This is a genomic window from Pyramidobacter porci (assembly GCF_009695745.1).
GTDB lineage: Bacteria > Synergistota > Synergistia > Synergistales > Dethiosulfovibrionaceae > Pyramidobacter > Pyramidobacter porci.
The window spans coordinates 1-20,462 of the sequence record NZ_VUNH01000003.1 but is presented as its reverse complement, the minus strand read 5'-3'; the positions used below and the strand labels follow the sequence as shown (position 1 = coordinate 20,462).

Here is a 20,462-nt window from a genome sequence, read left to right as displayed (position 1 = left end):
TGCCTCCTGATCACAGGAATTCGGCGGGATCGACGATCTCGCCGGCGACCGCCGCAGCCGCTACGGCGGCGGGAGAGCCGAGGTAGATGCGCGCCTCGGCGCTGCCCATGCGGCCGGGAAAGTTGCGACTGGAAGAGCTGATACAGTTTTCGCCGCCCGCGAGCATGCCCTCGTGCGTGCCGAGGCAGGCGGCGCAGCCGGGCGTGACGAAGGTGGCGCCCGCTTCGACGAGCGTCTCCATGACGCCGCTCCTGACGGCTTCAAGCAGCACCTGGCGGCTGGCCGGCACGACGACGAAGCGCGTGCCGCGCGGCACTTTCCGCCCCTCGACGATGCGCGCGGCGATCTGCAGGTCTTCGAAGCGCCCGCCCGTGCAGGTGCCGAGAAAAGCCTGCTGGATCTTCACGCCGGCGCAGTGCGAAACAGGATGCACGTTGTCGACGCTGTCCGGCTCGGCGATCTGCGGTTCGAGCGCGCCGACGTCAAAACGGTGCGCGGCGGAATAACGGTAATCGGGATCGGTCTCGTACACCGTGTAGTCGTCGATGCCGAGCCGCCTCATGTGCGCGAAGGTGACTTCGTCCGGCTGAATCCACGCCGTCTTGGCGCCGATCTCGGTGGTCATGTTGCACAGCGTCAGCCGTTCCGACAGCGGCATGTTCGCGACCGCTTCGCCGCAGAACTCGATCACCTTATAGACGCCGTAATCCGCTCCCAGCGCGCCGATGACGCGCAGGATCGCGTCTTTGGCGAACACGCCGGGACGCGGCGAACCGTCGAGAATAATCTTTACGACTTCGGGCACGCGGAACCACAGCTGTCCGGAGATCAGGATCGCGGCCATGTCGGTGGCGCCGACGCCGGTGCCGAACGCCCCCAGCGCGCCGTGAGTGGTGGTGTGCGAGTCGGTGATCACCATCAGGCGGCCGGGGCGCGAAAAGCCTTTGTCCACGCAGATCTGGTGGCAGACGCCCTCGTTCACGTCCATGAGATTGGCGATGTTCTGCGCCTCGCAGAACTCGCGGAACTGTTTCTGATTGTCGGCCTGCTGGATCGACGAGGCCGGCGCGTAATGATCGAGGAACATCACCACGTTCTGCGGCGAATGGACTGTGACGCCGCCGATCTCGAAAAACGAGCGCACGGTCTGCAGGTACAGGTCGTTGATCCCGGCTACGTCAACGGCGCAGTTGACGATCTCGCCCGCCGAAACGGACGCGCGTCCGGCGTGGGCGGCGAGGATTTTTTCCGTAGCATGCATCTTGCCATCTCCCCCTTCGATCGATGTTTCCGCCAACGCAGGGTCGTTCCCGTCAAAAGGATCGCCCCGCGCAAAATTATTTCACGCTTTTGATGCTGTCGATCTGAGTCTCGTCGCGGTACATGACCTTCGCCACCTCGCGGGTCCCGCGCGCGGGGCGGCAGGGCGCGCCGGTCAGTTTCTCGGCTGCGGCTTTGAGGTCGTGAATGTCCGCGATTTTGACGCCCGCTTCGGCCAGACGATCGCGCAAGTCCGCGCGGCCCGGGTTGACGGCCGCGCCTTTCTGCGTGACGAGCACGTCGACCGTGCGGCCGGGAGTGGAGATCGTGGTGACGCGGTCGGTGACGATGGGCAACCGGGCGCGGATCAGCGGCGCGACGACGATGCACAGTTTCGCCCCGGCGGCGACGTCGCTGTGTCCGCCGCTGCCGCCCATGATGGAGCCGTTGGAATCGGTGTGCACGTTGACGTTGAAGTCGGTATCGATCTCCGTCGCGCCGAGGATGGCCGCGTCGAGGCTGTCGACGCAGCAGGACTTGGACGTCGGCGAGGCGTAGCGCGTCGCCGAGATCTCCACGTGACGCGGGTTGTCGCGGATCGAGGCCACCGCGCCGAGGTCGAAACACTGTACGTCCATGATGGAGCGGAAGCAGCCGGCGTTCAGCATGTCGACGATGGCGCCGGTAACGCCGCCGAGGGCGAAACTGCCCTGGATCTTTTCGGCCAGCATGACGTCCTTGAGGAACGTGGCCGCGGCCAACGACGCGCCGCCCGCGCCGGTCTGGAACGAGAAGCCGTCTTTGAGCAGGCCGGAAGCGCGGATCACGTCGACGGTAGTGCGCGCCATGGCGAGAGCGACGGGGTCGCGGGTGAGGCGCGTGGTGCCGGAAACGATGCCCTGCGGATCGCCGATGCTGTCCACGGAGACGACGCCGTCGACCCACTGTTCCTGGATCAGCGCGTCCTCGAGCGGGTACGGGACAAGGTTGTCGGTGACGACGATCGTATGCCGGGCGCAGCGCGCGTCGGCTTCGGCGTAGCCGAGGGAGCCGCAGGCGCTTTTGCCACGTTTGCCCGTGGCGTTGCCCATGGGATCGGCCGCGGGCGCGGCCACGAACGCCACGTCGATCGGCGTGACGCCGTTTTCGATGGCGCTCGGGCGGCCGCCGTGCGATCGGAAGACGACCGGCTCCTTCATGCCGCCCTCGGAGATGAAGCGACCGACCTTCGCGCCCATGTAATTGGTTTCGATGCGGCCGACGAGACCGCTTTTGACGTGATCGATAATGGGGCTCTGCACGTCGAACACAGAGCTGCTGTTGAGCGTCAGATCGCGGTAGCCCATGGCGGCCAGCTCGGCCAGTACCATGTTCATCACGCCGTCACCGTTGCGCAGGTGATGGTGGAACGAGATCCTCATGCCGTTTTTCAGCCCGGAACGGAGAATGGCGTCTTTCAGCGTGGCGATGACTTTGCCGTCTTTCATTTTTCGCGTCCTCCTCCGGCGATGGCCTCGGCCATGGCGATGGTCTGTTCGGCGCGCGCGACGATCGGCCTGTCGATCATCTTGCCGTACAGCGAGATCGCGCCGCGCCCCTGTTCCTTGGCTTGGCGGATCGCCGCCAGCACCTCGCGGGCGTAGTCGATCTCCTTCTGCGTCGGGCTGAACGCCTCGTTGACGGCGCGCACGTGGCGCGGCGAGATCACGGCTTTGCCGCTGAATCCCAGGCTGCGCGCGAACCGCGCGTCCTTAACGATCCCTTCGTCGTCGTTGACGTCGGTGAACGGCGTGTCGTAGACGTCGATCCCGGCGGCGCGGGCGGCCGAAACCATGCGGCTGCGCGCGTAGAAGATCTCCGCGCCTTCCTTGGTGCGGGGACAGCGCAGGTCGGCGGTCAGGTCTTCGGCGCCGAGGAAGATCGCCGCCACGCGCGGCGAAGCCGAAGCGACGGCGTAGGCGTTTTCCAGCCCGCGCGCCGTCTCGATCAGCGGGATCAGCTTCACGGTCCCGGCAGGAAGGCCGTGTTTTTTCTCCACTTCGGCCATGTAGGCGTCGAGCGTCGCCACGTCTTCCGCGCCGCCGACCTTGGCAGGCATGATCAAATCGGGGCGCAGCGGCACGATCTCGTCGAGGTCCGCCTGCCAATACGGCGTGTCGAGCGAGTTGATGCGCACGGTCAGTTCGACGCTCTCGAAGCCGAGCGCCTTGACGGCGTTGCGCACGAGGATGCGGGCGGCGTCCTTCTGATCCGGCGCGACCGCATCCTCGAGGTCGAGGATGACGTTGTCGGCGCCGAGCGCGTCGCCGTTGACGATAATGTTGGGCGTGTTGCCCGGCAGGAACAGCATGGAACGGCGCATTTACTTTTCCTCCTCTGCCGCCGCGCGTTTGATCGCGGTCTCCACTCGGGCGCGGATCGTACAGTCCAGCGCGCCGCGGTCGACGACGCGCAGCGACGCGTTTTCCACCGCAAATCCCTTCAGCACCTCGCGCACGGTCTTCTCGATCAAAGCGCCGAACTGCGCCGTCACGACCGACTCCAGCTCGACGGTCACGCCGCGCCCCGGTTCGATTTCCACGAGAACGTCGCTCGACTCCAGCGTGCCGGCGACGGATTTTCTCCTGATCTCCAAACGGCATCCCTCCCTGTCAAAAAAAAGAAATCGCCCTTCTTCAGCGCCGATAGATCATCCAGATCATTTTTATTCTAGCACGGGCGTTCCGTCTGTAAACGATGTTTTTCGTCAGCATTTGAGAAATAAAAATACGGCATTTCCGAAGAGTTTCGTGTATAATAGAAAAAATTGCAACGTTTTGTTTACAACAGTATATGCTCCACATTCAAAAGGAGGAGTTATCAATGGCAGAGAAGACAATTTACGAAATCGCGCTGGAACGCCACAAGGAGACCGTGGGCAAGTTCGCCATGGTCAGCAAGATGCCCGTCACCAACATGCAGGAACTGGCCGTCGCCTACACGCCCGGCGTCGCCGAACCGTGCCGCGTCATCAACAAAAATCCCGACGACGTCTACACTTACACATCCAAGAGCAATGTCGTGGCCGTCATCAGCGACGGCAGCGCCGTGCTCGGACTGGGCAACATCGGCGCCAAGGCCGCCATCCCCGTGATGGAGGGCAAGTGCTGTCTCTTCAAGAACTTCGCCGGCATCGACGCGATCCCCATCTGCATCGAGACGCAGGACACCGAGGAGATCATCGGCATCGTCAAGAACATCACCGCCACGCTCGGCGGCATCAACCTCGAGGACATCGCCGCGCCGCGCTGCTTCGAGATCGAGGACCGCCTCAAGGCCATCTGCGATATTCCCGTCTTCCACGACGACCAGCACGGCACTGCCGTGATCCTGCTCAGCGCCGTGATCAACGCGCTCAAAGTCGTGGGCAAGAAGATCGGCGACGTGAAGATCGTCCTCAACGGCGCCGGAGCGGCCGGCACGGCTATCAGCAAGATGCTGATGCTGGCCGGAGCGAAGAACATCATCGCCCTCGACAGCAAGGGCGCGCTCTCCGACGACATGGACCTCGCCCCCGCCAAGCTCGCGCTCGCCAAGATCACCAATCCGAATCACGAAAAAGGCCGGCTGGCCGATGTCATCAAAGGAGCCGACATTTTCCTCGGCACCTCCGTCGGCGGCGCGCTCAAGCCCGAAATGGTCAAGACCATGGCGCCCAAGGCGATCATCTTCGCCATGGCCAACCCCGTGCCGGAAATCTTCCCCGACGAAGCCAAGGCCGCCGGCGCGATGGTCGTCGGCACCGGGCGCTCGGACTTTCCCAACCAAGTCAACAACTGCCTCGGCTTCCCCGGCATCTTCCGCGGCGCGCTCGACTGCCGCGCCACGCAGATCAACGACGAGATGCAGCTGGCCGCCGCTTATGCGCTGGCCTCGCTGATCCCCGACGCCGAGCTGACGCCCGACCATATCATCGCCGACTCGTTCGACAAGCGCGTCGTTCCCGCAGTGGCGAAAGCCGTGGCCGACGCTGCCCGCAAGACCGGCGTGGCGCGACTGTAAAAACTTTTCCATCCCCTATGGCTGTACCGGCGCGGCGTCGTTCAAGCCGAGCGGACGCCGCGCCGCAAAAAATTTTCCGTTCGAGGAGGAATTCCACAAATGTCTGAAGAAAACAAAAGCCTCAGGCTGTTCAACATGCCATGGCAGATCTTCGCCGTTTTTGCGGCCATCGTTCTTACGGCGACCTACATGGGAGTTCTGCCCAAAGGCATGATCGGCGCCTTTCCGTTCATGATCGTCGCCGGCGCCGTTCTCAACGAGATCGGCAACCGCTGTCCGATCGTCAACACCTATCTCGGCGGCGGAGCCATCGTCATCATTTTCGGCATGGCGCTACTTTGTTACTATCATCTCATTCCCGACGCAACCGTCAAAATCGTCACGAACTTCATGAAGGGCGAGGGCTTCCTCGACTTCTACATCGCCGCGCTGATCTGCGGCTCGATCCTCGGCATGAACCGCGACCTGCTGATCCGCGCCGCAATCCGCTATCTGCCCGCCATCATCGGCGGCGTCGTCGTGGCGCTTGCTCTTGCCGGCCTCGTCGGCGAGCTCACCGGTTACGGCGCCAAGCAGGCCATCCTTTACATCGCCGTGCCCATCATGGGCGGCGGCATGGGCGCCGGTGCCGTGCCGCTGTCGAAGATCTTCGGCGAAACGCTGGCGCAGAAACCCGAGGACATCATCAACATCATGATCCCGGCGGTCGCCCTCGGCAACGCCATGGCGATCGTCGCCGGCGGGCTGCTCAGCAAGCTCGGCAAGTCGTTCCCCCGCTTCACCGGCAACGGCGATCTGCTCATCACCAAGGGTGCCGATGACGCCATTCAAACCGACGAAGAATTCCTCAAAAAACGCGATGCCATCAGCCTGACAGTCATGGGCGTCGGCCTGCTGCTGGCGACGGCATTCTTCGCCTGGGGACGCATTATCGCCTTCTTCATTCCCAAGATCCACAGCTACGCCTGGATGATCATCTCCGTCGCCGTCGTCAAGGCGCTGGGGATTCTTCCCCAGTACTACGAGATCTGCTGCTACCAGTGGTTCCAGTTCATCATGAAGAATCTGACCGCCACGCTCCTTGTCGGCATCGGCGTGGCCTACACCGATCTCGGCCAGATCGTTTCCGCCTTCTCCGGCCAGTATTTGCTGCTTGTCGGCGTGACGGTGTTCGGCGCCATCATCGGTTCAGGCATCGTCGGGCGCCTCGTCGGCTTTTATCCCATCGAGTCGGCCATCACCGCCGGACTCTGCATGGCCAACATGGGCGGCACGGGCGACGTAGCCGTTCTTTCCGCAGCTCACCGCATGGAACTGATGCCCTTCGCGCAAATCTCCTCCCGTATCGGCGGCGCCTTCATGCTGATCCTCGCCAGCATGCTGCTGCAGATCATTTAATACTGATTCTTGATAGGAAGTACGAGCATAGTTTTCGGGGGCTGCAGGGGAGTTCAGTCGCTCAGGACTACCTCGACTGCTGCGCAGCTCGCTTTATGAATCTCCCCCGCAGCACCCTTGCGTGCGGCCTTTTAAGAAATAGTATAAACCATACCACCGACAGTCAGAACGTTCAAGGCCGGACGAATGCTTCGCATTCGTCCGGCCTTGAATTTGTAGTGTCTCATACTATTTTTAATTAATACTTTTTATCAAGAATTAGTATTAAAGATACAAATATTTTTTACTGATCCAACAGATATTTCTGCAGCTCTTCGCCCTTCAGATTTGCGCCAATGCCGACGGCCAACTTGAGGCGCGCTTGCAAGGGCGAAAGGAATCCACCGTTCATGACGCCGAATTCCTTCAGCTTCAGGAAGGCCCCCTCAAAGGAAGAATCCTCCATCACGCAGCCCCGCAGGCAGCGCGACACGACCACCACGGGAACGCCGTCGCGCACAAGGGCCTTCAGGTAAGGGACCCAGGCGGGATAGACATGACCGCCGCCGAAGCCGGCGATGACAAGGCCGTCGAGTGGATTGCCCTCGTCGCCGGTGAGCAGCTGCAGAAAGCGTTCCCCCGCGCCCAGCGAGGCGTAGAGCAGCTCCACGTTGCGGGCCGGCGTAAACGGCGCGTCAAAAATTTTGCTGCGCTTAGGGGCCTGCCAAAGATGGACTTTGCCGGCAACGATGGCGCCGATGGCGCCGCGGAAATTGCCCGCGAAACCAAGACGACCGTAATCGGCATATTCAACGATATCAGAGGCCGCAAAAAGCTGCCCGCCGGCGCAGACCAGCACGCCCTGTCCCCACGCTTCGCGCGAAAGGGCGGTGAGCAGCGCCTCGTTCAGCACGGTCAGCGCGTCGCTGCCCGGAACGCCCGCCGGCGCATGAGTCGCGGCAAATATCAGCGGCTGCGGATACACCCAGAGCAGATCGGCCAGGTAGGCCATCTCCTCCACGGCATCGGAGCCGCAGAAAACGACGACGGCGTGAGCACCCGCTTCGACCTGCTGGCTCAACAGTTCGACGAGGTCGGCCGTCATGCGCACCGAATAATGGCTGCTGGGCTGATGGCTCCAGTCCACCAGGCGCACCGATCCCGCCAGCTCGGGCGAAATCCACGACTGGATCGTCTCCGCCGAAACCGACTGCTGCGAGGTGACGATGCCGTCGGCCAATCCCATGGAGATTTCGCCGCCGGCGATGACAAGTGAAACATTCTGATCTGCCATTCTCAATACCCCAATTCTTCGCCTACGAGAACCACGTAGGACTTCTTGCCGTCTGGCATGGTCGGCGCCTGCTCCATGATCAGCACAGCCCGGCAGATACTGTCGGGAGCAACGCTGCGGCCGGAGCTTGAAAGTCTTTGCGCGTTGGGCGGCGCTACGCGGTCGCGCACGCGCGCGAGAGCGCTTTCCACGTCGGGACAGACCTTGTTCATGCCGACGACGTAGATCCGGTCGCCGCGGCTCCAGCACATGGCCGCCACGCGGTTGCCCGAACCGTCGATATTGACGAGCACGCCGTCTTTGGTGATGGCGTTGGAACTGACGAGGAACACGTCGCACTGCGCTTCTTCAAAACGCGCCTCCAGCTTTTCCGCCGCCGTCGCCTTGGGATCCCAATGCTGCACCACCTTGTGCCCACGTTCCTGCAACGCTTCGACGGCGCCGATCTCGCGGATCGTCACGGAACCGGGAATCCCTACGCTGGCACCGGCGGGGATCAGCTCAAGGACTTTTTCCAGAGCTTCCGCCGCGGTCGCCGCATAAAAAGGCACGTGCCCCCGCCGGCTCAAATGTTTCGCCATACTCGCCGCAAGGTTGCGATAGTTGTCTTGAGCAGCCTTGCTCATCGCCGTTTCAGTTTTCATTTTCTCCTCCAATTCGGGCTCAACGGAACAATGATTCCGTCCCGGCCCAGAGCACAGATGCGTCTATTTTCCCACATCAAGACACGAAACAAAAAAAGATTAAAAACAGAAACTACGCTTATTTTATCATATGAGTCCCCGCAGAAAAAGAGAATTCTTGCCCGCCGGAATGCAAAAATCGAATCTCGCCTCCCGGCAACCGTCAAAATCATCTCAGACAAAGCCGCATTATGAAGGAAACGGGAAGAGCGAACGCATCTTTTTTCGGAGGCGTCATGGGTCAAGCAAAACATCTTGACACCCTCGTTACGATCGCTTATAATGCTCGCGTCGCGAAAGGAGTGGGAACGCAGTGAGCGAAAACGAAGTGCTGGAACGGCGCATTCAGCTTTCGCGGCTGTACGATCTCTACGGGCCGCTCCTCACGGAACGGCAGCGCCGCGTCTACGAAATGCACGAGCTCGACGATCTCTCGCTCTCGGAGATCGCCGACGAGCTGGGGATCAGCCGTCAGGGCGTTTCCGACCAGCTGCAGCGGGCGCGCGACCGCCTCGACGAGATCGAAACGCTGCTCGGCCACGCCGAAAGCTTTCGCCGCATCGAAGCCGAAGCCCGCGCCATCCGCGACGGCGAAAACCCTCAACAGCACGCCGCGGCCATCGTCGAAGCGTGCGCCGGAAGGACAATGAATCATGTTTGACTCGCTCAAAGAGAGACTGGAAAGCATTTTCAGCGGCCTGCGCGGCCGCGGCAAGCTGACGGAAGAAGACGTTCAGCAGGCCCTGCGCGAAATTCGCCGCGCCCTTCTCGAAGCCGACGTCAACTACAAAGTCGTCAAGGACCTGGTCGAAAAGATCCGCGTCCGCGCCGTCGGCGCCGACGTGCTCGAGTCGATCATGCCCGCCCGGCAAGTCTCCGCCGTCGTCTACGAAGAGATCGCCCGCATCATGGGCGAAGGCAGCCGCGGCATCGACATCTCGCCCCAGCCGCCGACGCTGGTGATGATGGTCGGCCTGCAGGGCGGCGGCAAAACGACGAGCAGCGCCAAGCTCGCCAAAAAGCTGAGCAAGAGCCACAAGCCCATGCTCGTTGCCTGCGACCTGCGCCGCCCCGCCGCGGTGGATCAGCTGCGCGTGCTGGCCGGTCAGGCCGGCGTCGCCTTCTTCGGCCCCGAAGCCAGCGAGACCGACGTCGTCGCGCTCTCCCAACGCGCTCTCGCCTACGCCGCTTCGCATCTGATCGACGTGCTCGTCTTCGACACGGCCGGACGCCTCGCCGTCGACGAGGAGATGATGGCCGAGCTCGACCGCATGAAAGCGGCGCTCGATCCTCACGAGATCCTTCTGGTCGTCGACGCCATGTCGGGACAGGAAGCCCTGAACGTGGCCGAAGCGTTCAACAACCGCCTCGGCGTCACTGGCGTCGTGCTCAGCAAGCTCGACGGCGACGCCCGCGGCGGAGCGGCCCTGGCCGTGCTGGCCGCCACCGGCGTGCCGGTCAAGTTCGCCGGCGTCGGCGAAGGGCTCGACGCCATCGAGCAGTTCGACCCCCGCCGCATGGCCGAGCGCATCATGGGCATGGGCGACATGGCCGGTCTGGTCGAAAAGATCAAGGAAACCGCGACCGAAACCGACATCCGGCAGATGGCGCAGAGCTTCAAAAAGCAGCGCTTCACGATGGACGACCTGCTCGCGCAGTTCGCCCAGGTCGAAAAGATGGGCCCGCTCGACAAGGTGATGGAGATGCTGCCCGGCGCGGTCGCCAGCAAGATGAAGGACTTGCCGCCGGAAGCGCTCGACGACAAGCGCTTGCTGCGCATGAAAGCCATCATCCAGTCGATGACGAAGGCCGAGCGCCGCGATCCCGCGATCATCAAGGGCAGCCGCCGGCGCCGCATCGCCGAAGGATCGGGCACCACGGTGCAGATGGTCAACCAGCTGCTGAAGCAGTTCGAGCAGATGAGCGAGCTGTGGAAGCGCTTCGGCAAGATGGGCAAAAAAAGAAGCCTCCTTGGAGGCCTGGGCGGCATGTTCCGCCGCTGAAAAACCGCAGAAAATCCCCACGGGGATTTTTTATAAACGACAATTTGTTTCAGGAGGTGTTGCAGAAATGGCAGTAAGAATTCGTCTTTCACGTCACGGCCGCAAAAAGGTCCCCTTCTATCGTCTCGTGGTGGCCGACTCCCACAGCCCCCGCGACGGCCGCTTCATCGAGGAGCTCGGCACGTACGATCCCATGAAGGATCCCGCCGAGATCAAGATCAACGAGGAGTCCGCCGTGAAGTGGCTCCGCAACGGCGCTCTTCCGTCCGACACGGCCCGCGCGCTTCTCAAGAAAGCCGGCGTCTGGGCCAAGTTCTCCGAGAAAGCCGAGTGATGCCGATGGATTACCAGGCTCTCGTCAAAACCATCGCCGTCTCGCTCGTGACCAAGCCCGAAGCGGTTGAAGTCACTTCCGAAAAGGATGCCGAAGGCGTTCTCCGCGTGCTGATCCACGTCGCCGAGGAAGACACCGGCCGCGTCATCGGCCGCCGCGGCGCCACCATCAACGCCATCCGTCAGATCGTCCGCGTCTCCTCCGTCAAGGGCGGAGACAGCGTCGAAGTCGACGTCGCCGAGACCGGCGACAGGAACGCCGACGCCGAATAACGATGCCCGGCGCCGTCAGAATCGTCGTCGGTCAGGTCCAGGGCACTCACGGCCTTCGCGGCGAGATCAAGATCCACCCGCTCACCGATTTTCCCGAACGTTTTTTCGAAATGGAGAGTCTCAGCTTCTACCGCGACGGAAAGCACGCGGGAAGCTATCGCGTGACAGGCATGCGCGACGCGCTGACGCGCGGCTGCTTTCTGGCCGCGCTGGAAGGCGTCGAAACCATCGAGCAGGCCGAACTTCTGCGCGGCTGCTCCGTGGAGATCGCCCCGGACGAGCGCGTGCCGCTGGCGCCAGGCGAGTTCTGGATCAGCGACCTGATCGGCCTTGACGCGTACGACGACCGGGGGCGTAAGCTCGGCGTCGTCAAAGACATCGTCGACAGCGGCGCTTCTCAGCTCGTCGTCGTCAGGGACGAAGGCGGCAAGGACCACCTGATCCCCGCCGCGCCGGAGTTCCTCCGCGACGCCGATCTGGACGCGCGCCGCGTCACGTTGCGTCTGATCGAAGGATTGTGGGAGCTGTGAAAGTCACCGTCGTCACCGCGTTTCCCGACTTTCTCGACAGCTTCGCGCGCACCAGCATCGTCGGCCGCGCCGTGGAAAAAGGGCTGATCGACGTGGAGGTCGTGAACCTGCGCGACTTTGCGCAGGGCAATTACCGCCAGATCGACGATTACAGCTTCGGCGGCAAAGGCGGCATGACCCTCATGCCCGAAGTGCTGGAGCGGGCGCTGCATTTCGTCCGCGGCGAAGGGACGAAAGTCCTCTTCCCTACGCCCGTCGGCGCCGTGCTGACACAGGACCTCGTCGAGGCCCTTGCGCGCGAGGAGCATCTGGCCATCTTCTGCGGCCATTACGAAGGGCTGGACGAGCGCTTCGTCGAGAAGTACGTCGATCTGGAATACTCCATCGGCGATTACGTTCTCACCGGCGGCGAGATCCCCGCCATGACGCTGATCGACGCGCTCTCGCGCCTCGTTCCCGGCGTCGTCGGCAAAGAGCTCTCCGTCGCCGACGACTCGTTCTACAACGGCATGCTCGACACGCCCCACTTCACCCGCCCCGCCGTCTGGCAGGGCATGGAAGTACCCGCCGAACTCACGTCGGGCGACGACGCCCAGATCGAAAAATGGCGCCGGCGCGCCGCGGCCAGCCGCACGCTCTCGCGTCGTCCCGACCTGCTCGGACGCGCCAACGTGATGGACTATCTGGAAGACGAAGCGTACCTTGGCCTTTCAGTCGATCCCAACGCGTCGGGACTCGCCGCCGAACTTGCGCAGATCGCCCAGACCGCAAAAGCCTACGGCCTCGCGCGAGTGATCGCCGCGCCGCTAAACCGCGAAGACTTCGACGTTCTCCGCGGCCAACTGTCCGAAGTTCCCGAAATCAAATGCGTCCCCTCCGTCAGCCGCATGGCGGAGTGGGCCGCGAGAAAAAAACACGGCCCGCTTCTCGTCATCGCCGCGGAAACCCCTTCAGGCCTGCCCTGGATGGAAGCCAAACGGCAAATGGTCGAAGCGTCCGGTCCCGCGCTGATCCTTTTCGGCGCCGTGCCGGCGCAGGGCCGCGTCATCGCCATGCGGCCCCAGGAGACTCCCGGTGGAGAACTGCCTCGCACCGCTCTGATCTCCGCTACGCTGGACCGATTTTTCGGTTCCAGATAAAACACCTGACAAACAGGGAGGTAATGCAGTATGGATCCCAGAGTAAAACTCGTCGAGCAGAAACACATGAAGCCGGAGGGCGAGATCCCCGCCTTCCGCGCCGGCGATACCGTGCGCGTTTCCGTCAAGGTCAAGGAAGGCGCCCGCGAGCGTCTTCAGGCCTTCGAAGGCATCGTCATCGCCCGCAAGCACGGCGGCATCGGCGAAAGCTTCACCGTCCGCAAGATCAGCAACGGCGTCGGCGTGGAGAGGATTTTCCCCCTTCACTGCCCCAGCGTCGCCCAGATCGAAGTCAAGCGCCTCGGCCGCGTCCGCCGCGCCAAGCTGTACTATCTGCGCAAGCTCAGCGGCAAGAGCGCCCGCATCAAAGAGCGCCGCGCTTAATCATCTTCGCAGCGGCATTGAGCTTAACAACGGAAAAAGAGTTCTTTCGGGCGGTTTTACGCCGTCAGAAAGAACTCTTTTTGTATTCGCGCTTATCCCCTGGATTACCCCGCGTTCCACAGCGGCGCATTCGGATTGTCCAGGTTGGGTTAGCCCTTGTCTTGTCCGTCATCTTGAGCACATTGAACTTTCACCCTAAGAGCATACAGAAGATGATTGTCGTAGTTCAGCGGCACCACATACGGCTCCCCGTCGTCCGCCACCGCCATCTCCAGAATCGGCGTCCCGCGGAGAACCGATTCGGGTAAAGCATTCAATACCGCCGGCAGAATCTCAAGTGCCGCGCAAACAATTTCGTTCGGTTTCCTGAATCGCTTGTGCGGCGTGCAAATTATAAAACCGCAGAGGCATTGACATAAAATTTTTATTCCACTATCCTTCTGTTCAGGAGTTGCCGGCAGCCCCTTATTACGAAAATAAGGAGCGCAATCTCATGAACCATGAAATATTCTCGGGAACGCATTACAGTATCGGCCGCCAATGGGAACAAAAACTGGCGCACCAGAATGTTTCGCTGCTTTCTCGGATCCCTTTCCCGCTTTCCGAAGAAGCGAGAAACTTCGCTTCGGCCTGCCTGCCCGTTTATCAAAAATTTTTTCCGGTCAGCTTGCGCAGCCGCTGGCCTAAAAGCTCTGCCTCTTACCAGCCCTGCGGCATCAGCGAATCGGCAGAATAATCAGAGTCTCCGTACCGCACGAGCAGTAGCTTCATCTCTCTGTGACTTCTTCCCTTCCGGCAGCTCTCCCCACGTCTCAATCAGGTCCACGATCTGCCGATGTTCTGTGACGGCCGCGTTGGCCATGGGGTGCGCTGCGGCATCGGGGCCGTAGGCAACGGCAAACATTCCGGCGCGATTGGCGGCTTCGATGCCGGCTGCGGCATCTTCCAGCACGGCACAGAGCGCAGGGGTGACGCCGAGCTTTCGCGCCGCGCATAAAAAGACGTCCGGCATCGGCTTGGAACGAACGTTATCCGCTCCGTCAGCAACCGCGTCAAAAAACGGCGTGAGCTGCAAGCGGTCCAAAACGATTTTGGCGTTCTTCGAGGAAGACCCGACGGCAATTTTTACGCTTTGCTCTCTGAGCGCCTGCAGCGTTTCCGTCACGCCGGGAAAGACATCGTCCGGCGTGAGCCGGTGCAGCTGTTCCACGTAATAGTCGTTCTTGCGCCTGGCAAGGACTGATTTTTGCTCCGCCGTATAGGCGACGCCGCTGTCTTCCAGAAGGATATCCAGCGCGTCCATGCGGCCGATGCCCCGCAGACGGCGGTTTTTCTCACGGTCAAAGGGCAGATGCAGCTCATACGCCAGCCGCGACCACGCCCTGAAGTGATATTCGTCCGTGGAACAGAGCACGCCGTCCAAATCAAAAATAACCGCTTGCAGCAAATGTCTCCTCCATCTTCCAGACTGTCCGGGTCCAACACACGCCGCAGATTAAAAGTGCAGGCTGCCTTCGCAGATGTACTCGCCGGATTGACGGTCAAAAAGCAGAATATTGCTGCCCTTGAAGCGAACCGAAGTGCGTGCGCCGATCGAGATCACGCCGCTGCCGAAGATCACGCCGGTCAGCAGGAAGTCGTCGACGCGCACCTTAATGGTGGACTCCATGCCGGTGGGCATGACTCCGTAAATGCGGCCCTCCAGCGCTCCGCTTTCCGCCAATTCCAGAAACTCGGGCCGGACAGCAATAATCACGTCCTCGTCGGTCAGCGCGGACAGATCGGTCGGAGAATCGTCTTCACCGCTGGCGCGGTCAATATGATAGAGAAATCTCTCGTCTTTGTTCGACTTTTCCACAGCGCCGCTCTCCCGCGCCCTCTGGCTGCGTTCCTCGGCGGCTTCGGCGGCGCGGCGATCGCGCTGAGCCGCCCACGCGGCCAGATCCACAGGACTCATCGGCACAAACTCGGCGCGGCGGCCTCCGAGTGCGGTCAGGGCGACGGAGCCGTCAGGCTGCTGCTTGGCCTTAGCTTCGACAAAGTTAATGGGCGGATTGCCCACAAAGTCCGCGACAAAGAGATTTTTCGGATGATGATAGACTGTCAGCGGCGCATCGTACTGCTGCAGGACGCCGTTGGACATCAGGCAGATCTGCGTGGCCAGCGTCATGGCCTCCATCTGGTCGTGAGTAACGTAAACAAAGGTAGATCCGGTCTCCAGATGCAGGCGCTGCAGCTCGTAACGCATCTCCAGACGCAATTTGGCGTCCAGATTCGACAGCGGCTCATCCATCAACAGCACATCCGGCTCCGGCGCAAGGGTGCGGGCAATGGCCACGCGCTGCTGCTGGCCGCCGGACAGCTCGGCGGGGTAACGGTCCATGAACATGCCGATTTTGACAATGCGGCTGACGCGTCGCACGGTCAGGTCAATTTCCTCCTGAGTCAGCCGACGCACTCTTTTCGTCACGGCGCCGTCTCTGACAACGCGGAATTCGGCGTCCAGCTCCGCGCCGGCAGCCTGTGCGGAATGTTTGGCATTCTCGACTTTGCGGCGCAGCGAGGCAACTTCTGCTCCCATATCAGCTTCTTTTTCCAAATGATAGCTGAAAAGCTTCTTGGCAGTGTACTGCGAAATCGTATAGGCGTCGATGAGCTTGAGCGTGGCCCTCTTTTCATCCAGCCCCCCCTCTTTCGTGACACATTCGCCCAAGACCTTGCGCACATCTTCGGCATTCTCCAGCAGCTCGGCCAGACGGGCGGCATTTTTCGCCTCGAAATCGATTTCCGGCAAAGTCTCTTTGATGTTCGTCAGACCGAAGGAGATATTCTGATACACCGTCATGTTGGGCCAGAGCGCGTAGTTCTGAAACAGGAAACCGACTTTGCGCTTGTTGGGGGGCACGTTGATGCCCAGCGAGGAATCAAAAACGACCCGATCGCCGATGGTGATCCGTCCGACGGTCGGCGTTTCCAAGCCCGCGATCATGCGCAAGACGGTGGTTTTGCCGCAGCCGGAAGGGCCGAGCATGGTCACGAAGGCGTTGTCTTGAATGGTAAAGCTCAGATCTTCCACCGCATAGAATTTGCCCCAGCGCTTTGTGATATGTTCCAATTTGATTTCAGGCATGGCTTTTATCCTCCGATTCCTTTATCCAGGCTCGCTCCCGTGATCTTGTTGACAAGCGTGTTGCAGACCAGGATGGTGATGATCAGAATGAGATTGATGCCGCTGGAAAAAGCGTACAGCCCCATCTCGTCAAAGTAATCCAGCGTGGTCGAGAGGATGAATCCCTGTGTGCACAGCAGCATGAACAGCGACAGCTCGCGCAGGCAGGTCATGAACGGCAGCAGATAGCCGCTGATGATGGACGACTTTTGAATGGGGATGATGATCTTCGTCATGCGCTTGAGCCAGGGAACGTTCTGAATGACGGCGGCCTCCTCGATCTCGCCGGAAAGCTGCAGCATCGAATTCAGAGCGGAACGGCTGGCAAAAGGAATGTACTTGACCGTGCCCACGACAATAAGCACCGTGTAGGTATTGAACAGATTGATCCGGTCCGTGGAGAACAGAACGAAATAGGCCACTCCCACGGCAATGGACGGCATAAGATACGGCAGGAACGCCACGGAATTGACATAATTGGCGAAACGGTTCCTGCGGTTTTTGGAGACGGCATAGCCGATCATGGTGCCGACAGTTCCGGCAATCAGCGCGCAGCACACGGAAACCCACAGAGTGCCGCCAAAGGCGCGCCAAATAGTCGCGTTGTAGAGCATGCCCTTTTGGCCGTACATGCCGCTTTCGGTGACATTTTCGCTGATCGTCCACCACTTCGTGGTCAGATTGGCGATATTGCCGGTGTAGAGGAAGGAATAATCGCCGGGGTTGGGCAGAAACGTCTCAAAGGCGAAGGAAATGATCGGGAACACGCTGGTGAAAAACGTCAGGACGACCAGAAACAGAGCAATGGCATACTTGCCCCCGCGGCCAAGGCTGAGCTTGGAAATCTGACCGGATTTTCCGGTGACTGTGGTGTAACTCTTGCGGCTGCGCAGAGATACCTCGTTGAGCAGCATGATCGCCACGCCGAACACCATCATAATGATGGCAAGAATGCTTGCCTCGCCGGTATATTTGGAGTTCATCGAGACATACTTGGTAGACAGGGTGGTAAATTTCAAATAATGAGGCACGGGATAGGAACCCATCGCGCTTCCGAATACCAGCAAAACGGTGGACAGAATCGCCGGCTTCACCATCGGCAGCGTAATGCGCAGCATTGTCTTGCAGCGCGGAGTGTCAAGGATCGTGGCAGCCTCCTCCAGATTCGCGTCCATGTTGCGGAAAATGGCGCCAATCAGGATACAGGCGAACGCCGCATAGTGCAGCCCCAGCACCATGACGCTCGGGAAAAGCCCCTGACACCACCAGATCGGCATCCGGATACCGAACAGCGAGGCGAGAAGCCCGTTCGACGTGCCGGTGACGGCGTTGGAATTGAATAAATTCTGCCACACCACGGCCAACGTCCACTGAGGCATGATGTAAGGGAAGATAAAGACAGAGCTGAGATATTTTTTCCAGGCCAAATCGGTCCGCGTCAGCAGGAAAGCAAAAACTCCGCCGTAGAAGATGGACACAAAACAAGTGCCAACGGCCAGCTTGACCGTGTTAAGAAGCGGAATCCAAAGATTGTTCTTCGCCAGTCGGCTGGTAAACAGATCGATGTAGTTGACAGCGCTGTAGCCGCTCGCCTGTTTGCTCAGGTAGGCGTCTATGGTGCCGGGATGAATCTTAAAGGTGTCCTCCACGATGGCAACGATCGGCGCCACGGTAGAAAACGTCAGCACGATACCCAAGAGTACCAGAATGACATTGTAGGGCTTCGAAAAAAAGGTTTTGAGATTGTTTCGCAGAACCGTCTTTCTTGAGATGCCAAAGGAACTGCTCATGGCGGACTCCTCCCTAAAAAACAGCGTCCCCGGAGCGCATCGAATCACTCGGGGGACGCATTTGGAACGTCGCTTATGCGCGCCGGCCTGAACTGCCGGAACTCATCTTATTTTGCGCCGGAAGAGTATTTGGTCAGCGTTTCAATCCAACTGCCCACGGTGAAAGCGACGCTCGCGCAGTACTCGGGATCTTCGATGACCAGCTTGCCGTCATTGGTCCACCACTCGTAGCCGCGGTCGTTCTTCGCCGGATACTCCGTGGGATCATCCTTGGTAGCGGCGCCGCCGTTTTTATGGTTGTAGATGGCCTCATTCTTGGCCAGGACCACGGGATTTGCGGAATAACCGCCCATATCCTTGCCCCATGCGGAGAATCCGTCGGTCGTGCAGGTCATGTACGCGATGAAGGCGCAGGCCGTCCAAGGCAGCGGGCTGTTGTCGGTGACAAACAGGTAATGGCAGTAACCGTAGCCGCCCATGCCGGCGTAGCCGTCCTGATACGCCGCGATCTTGATGTTGTTCTTCGATACGGCATCGGACTCCTTGACGGAACGAATCTTGGAGTACACCAGCAGGCCGAACTTATTCACCGCGGACGAATCCACCAGGATATTGCAGATGGGACCGTCGTCGGTTTGGGCGTTGTAGCTTTCCACCCAGAGTTTGATCCATGCCAGAGCGTATTTACCATTCTCACCCAGCCCCAGATCGGCAGCTTCGGAAGCCATCGCGTTGACGGTGGGCATGAAGTACGCCCGCTCGTCGGCGCTCAGCGCTTCGAAGGCATCCTTCAAAATCGTGGCATAGTCCTCGCGGGTCAGCATGTACAGGAAGTTCTTGCCCACGATCTCGGAGTCGATATCCATGTAGAGACCATGCTCATCCTTGGCGACGAAGTCCCAGCAATTATCGTAGACCTTGTTTTTGTCAACGCAGTTGTACATAAAGACCTTGTTCAGCGTCTGCAGAGGCAGGTAGGCAGGATACGCGTCGGCTGCAAGACCGTTGGCTTCCGCCCATTCCTTGGGAATAAAGGTGTCGAGGATTCCCGTCCGCACCATCTTGCTCTCGATCTGATTGCCATCCTGAATCAGCGTCATGGCAAAGGTACCGCTGCTCTTCAGAGAATCGGCCGTCAGCTGATCGAAAATCTTGTTGTTCTTGGGCTGCTGCCACTCAAAATCCAATTTGTACTCGGGATTGACGGACTGGAGATACTTGATGAACAGAGGCAACGCGCTCTTGCCGCGGCTAGAGTTGCCGACGCCGTAGAACATCTTGCCATTTGACTCCTCAATGGCTTTCTTGGCCAGTTCCTCCATGGACATTCCCTCGGCCTGCTTAACGATACTCTGCACGGCCGAACTCTTCCCCGAAGTCTTGGCGCCGCCGCAAGCGGCCGCGGAAAGAATCATCACTGCCGATAAAACCAGACATAAAGACTTTTTCATCGCACTTTTTCCTCCCATCAAAGCTTAGAAACCTTAGAGCTGCCGATAGACATATTATAGCAACTGCTCCGCCAAAAGAATAGATGAGAAATCTAGTTTCTTTTAGCGCTTTTCACCTTAACCCCACCATAATTTTAAGGGAGCGCCAATTGCCTCGTTCCAATGGAAACAATAATACGTTACACCCTCTCCACATCACCTGAGAAAGCTCCGTAACACCAAAATCAAAAGGCGGCTTTAAAAGAGTTAAAAAAAGTGCAACCAATTTCTCAAAACCGTTCATTTCAAACTCCTTTTTCAATCGGAGACTTTCATTAAATAAAGGATAGCATTGTTTTTCATATTTATCAATAACTTCTTAATAAAGAACTATTGTTTTCTCCCTCTTCAACCGTTCAGATTTGGTTTTATCAAGAGAAGGTTTGTACCAGAAAATTTTCATTTGTGAAGCCCTGAAGACCGAGTGGGCTTAGCGAATTTATGCCAAGGAACAAAAAAATCCGGCCAGGGGGGAAGAAAATTCCGCTGCAGGCCGGTGATTTTTCGAGCGAAGATTTTTGAGCGAAGAAAGGAGAAGAAAGGGAGAGAAAAAGAGAAGAAAGGAAGAAAAAAAAACAGAGACACGGGCGACGACCTACTCTCCCGCGAAGCGAATCGCAGTACCATCGGCGCGTGAGGGCTTAACTGCCGGGTTCGGCATGGGACCGGGTGGACCCCCTCCGCTTTTATCACCAG

Annotated in this window: 21 protein-coding genes and 1 rRNA gene; 10 read left to right on the top strand and 12 right to left on the bottom strand. The window is 59.7% G+C overall.

The genetic code is table 11. From position 1 onward, the window contains the following. Positions 1-10: 10 nt before the first annotated feature. The 4 genes from FYJ74_RS03305 to citD form a co-directional block, all read right to left on the bottom strand. Positions 11-1,261 carry a 3-isopropylmalate dehydratase large subunit gene (locus tag FYJ74_RS03305; protein WP_154528191.1) on the bottom strand — a complete coding sequence of 417 codons (1,251 nt, stop codon included), beginning with the start codon at positions 1,259-1,261 and terminating at the stop codon, positions 11-13. Between the two features lie 76 nt (positions 1,262-1,337). Then, positions 1,338-2,747 (bottom strand): citrate lyase subunit alpha, encoded by a 1,410-nt coding sequence (gene citF, locus FYJ74_RS03300; protein ID WP_154528190.1) that lies wholly within the window; start codon positions 2,745-2,747, stop codon positions 1,338-1,340. Further along, positions 2,744-3,622 (bottom strand): HpcH/HpaI aldolase/citrate lyase family protein, encoded by an 879-nt coding sequence (locus FYJ74_RS03295; RefSeq protein ID WP_154528189.1) that lies wholly within the window; start codon positions 3,620-3,622, stop codon positions 2,744-2,746. Before FYJ74_RS03295 ends, citF begins: the two co-directional genes overlap by 4 nt. Beyond that, positions 3,623-3,895: a citrate lyase acyl carrier protein gene (gene citD, locus FYJ74_RS03290; RefSeq protein ID WP_154528188.1), complete on the bottom strand. Its 273-nt coding sequence runs from the start codon at positions 3,893-3,895 to the stop codon at positions 3,623-3,625. 227 nt (positions 3,896-4,122) lie between these two features. On the opposite strand from citD, the gene FYJ74_RS03285 reads away from it, so the two are divergent. After that, complete coding sequence (locus tag FYJ74_RS03285) at positions 4,123-5,301, top strand: NAD(P)-dependent malic enzyme (protein WP_154528187.1); 1,179 nt, start codon at positions 4,123-4,125, stop codon at positions 5,299-5,301. A gap of 99 nt (positions 5,302-5,400) precedes the next feature. Then, a complete protein-coding gene (locus FYJ74_RS03280; RefSeq protein WP_154528186.1) occupies positions 5,401-6,699 on the top strand; it encodes a 2-hydroxycarboxylate transporter family protein in 1,299 nt (432 codons plus the stop codon). 283 nt (positions 6,700-6,982) lie between these two features. On the opposite strand, the gene FYJ74_RS03275 is transcribed toward FYJ74_RS03280, so the two are convergent. Continuing rightward, positions 6,983-7,972 (bottom strand): asparaginase, encoded by a 990-nt coding sequence (locus tag FYJ74_RS03275; protein ID WP_154528185.1) that lies wholly within the window; start codon positions 7,970-7,972, stop codon positions 6,983-6,985. Between the two features lie 2 nt (positions 7,973-7,974). Beyond that, entirely contained in the window at positions 7,975-8,616 is a 642-nt protein-coding gene (locus FYJ74_RS03270) for a lactate utilization protein (protein ID WP_154528184.1), read from the bottom strand. A gap of 352 nt (positions 8,617-8,968) precedes the next feature. On the opposite strand from FYJ74_RS03270, the gene FYJ74_RS03265 reads away from it, so the two are divergent. The 8 genes from FYJ74_RS03265 to FYJ74_RS03230 all read left to right on the top strand — a co-directional run bounded on the left by FYJ74_RS03265 (position 8,969) and on the right by FYJ74_RS03230 (position 14,053). After that, complete coding sequence (locus tag FYJ74_RS03265; RefSeq protein ID WP_320633310.1) at positions 8,969-9,316, top strand: sigma-70 family RNA polymerase sigma factor; 348 nt, start codon at positions 8,969-8,971, stop codon at positions 9,314-9,316. Beyond that, entirely contained in the window at positions 9,309-10,658 is a 1,350-nt protein-coding gene (ffh, locus tag FYJ74_RS03260) for a signal recognition particle protein (protein ID WP_154528183.1), read from the top strand. Before FYJ74_RS03265 ends, ffh begins: the two co-directional genes overlap by 8 nt. A gap of 67 nt (positions 10,659-10,725) precedes the next feature. Next, complete coding sequence (gene rpsP / locus FYJ74_RS03255) at positions 10,726-10,992, top strand: 30S ribosomal protein S16 (protein ID WP_009163513.1); 267 nt, start codon at positions 10,726-10,728, stop codon at positions 10,990-10,992. Continuing rightward, positions 10,992-11,264, top strand: coding sequence for a KH domain-containing protein (locus FYJ74_RS03250; protein WP_154528182.1), 273 nt, complete (start codon positions 10,992-10,994; stop codon positions 11,262-11,264). Before rpsP ends, FYJ74_RS03250 begins: the two co-directional genes overlap by 1 nt. A gap of 2 nt (positions 11,265-11,266) precedes the next feature. Beyond that, positions 11,267-11,794 (top strand): ribosome maturation factor RimM, encoded by a 528-nt coding sequence (gene rimM / locus FYJ74_RS03245; protein WP_154528181.1) that lies wholly within the window; start codon positions 11,267-11,269, stop codon positions 11,792-11,794. Continuing rightward, positions 11,791-12,933 (top strand): tRNA (guanosine(37)-N1)-methyltransferase TrmD, encoded by a 1,143-nt coding sequence (gene trmD / locus FYJ74_RS03240; RefSeq protein ID WP_326830856.1) that lies wholly within the window; start codon positions 11,791-11,793, stop codon positions 12,931-12,933. Before rimM ends, trmD begins: the two co-directional genes overlap by 4 nt. 30 nt (positions 12,934-12,963) lie before the next feature. After that, positions 12,964-13,317 carry a 50S ribosomal protein L19 gene (gene rplS, locus FYJ74_RS03235; RefSeq protein ID WP_154528180.1) on the top strand — a complete coding sequence of 118 codons (354 nt, stop codon included), beginning with the start codon at positions 12,964-12,966 and terminating at the stop codon, positions 13,315-13,317. Between the two features lie 493 nt (positions 13,318-13,810). Further along, the gene (locus FYJ74_RS03230; protein WP_154528179.1) at positions 13,811-14,053 is read left to right on the top strand and encodes a hypothetical protein; all 243 of its coding nucleotides are present in this window, start codon (positions 13,811-13,813) and stop codon (positions 14,051-14,053) included. Here the strand turns inward: FYJ74_RS03230 and pgmB are convergent, their stop codons facing one another. The 6 genes from pgmB to rrf form a co-directional block, all read right to left on the bottom strand. Then, positions 14,054-14,764 carry a beta-phosphoglucomutase gene (pgmB, locus tag FYJ74_RS03225; protein WP_154528178.1) on the bottom strand — a complete coding sequence of 237 codons (711 nt, stop codon included), beginning with the start codon at positions 14,762-14,764 and terminating at the stop codon, positions 14,054-14,056. A gap of 48 nt (positions 14,765-14,812) precedes the next feature. Further along, the gene (locus tag FYJ74_RS11860) at positions 14,813-16,447 is read right to left on the bottom strand and encodes an ABC transporter ATP-binding protein (RefSeq protein WP_154528177.1); all 1,635 of its coding nucleotides are present in this window, start codon (positions 16,445-16,447) and stop codon (positions 14,813-14,815) included. Positions 16,448-16,452: 5 nt separating this feature from the next. After that, the gene (locus tag FYJ74_RS03215) at positions 16,453-18,276 is read right to left on the bottom strand and encodes an ABC transporter permease (RefSeq protein WP_154528176.1); all 1,824 of its coding nucleotides are present in this window, start codon (positions 18,274-18,276) and stop codon (positions 16,453-16,455) included. A 107-nt stretch (positions 18,277-18,383) separates the two neighbouring features. Beyond that, entirely contained in the window at positions 18,384-19,727 is a 1,344-nt protein-coding gene (locus FYJ74_RS03210) for a hypothetical protein (protein WP_154528175.1), read from the bottom strand. 112 nt (positions 19,728-19,839) lie between these two features. Continuing rightward, positions 19,840-20,010 carry a hypothetical protein gene (locus tag FYJ74_RS03205; protein WP_154528174.1) on the bottom strand — a complete coding sequence of 57 codons (171 nt, stop codon included), beginning with the start codon at positions 20,008-20,010 and terminating at the stop codon, positions 19,840-19,842. Positions 20,011-20,348: 338 nt separating this feature from the next. Then, positions 20,349-20,462 (bottom strand): 5S ribosomal RNA (rrf, locus tag FYJ74_RS03200).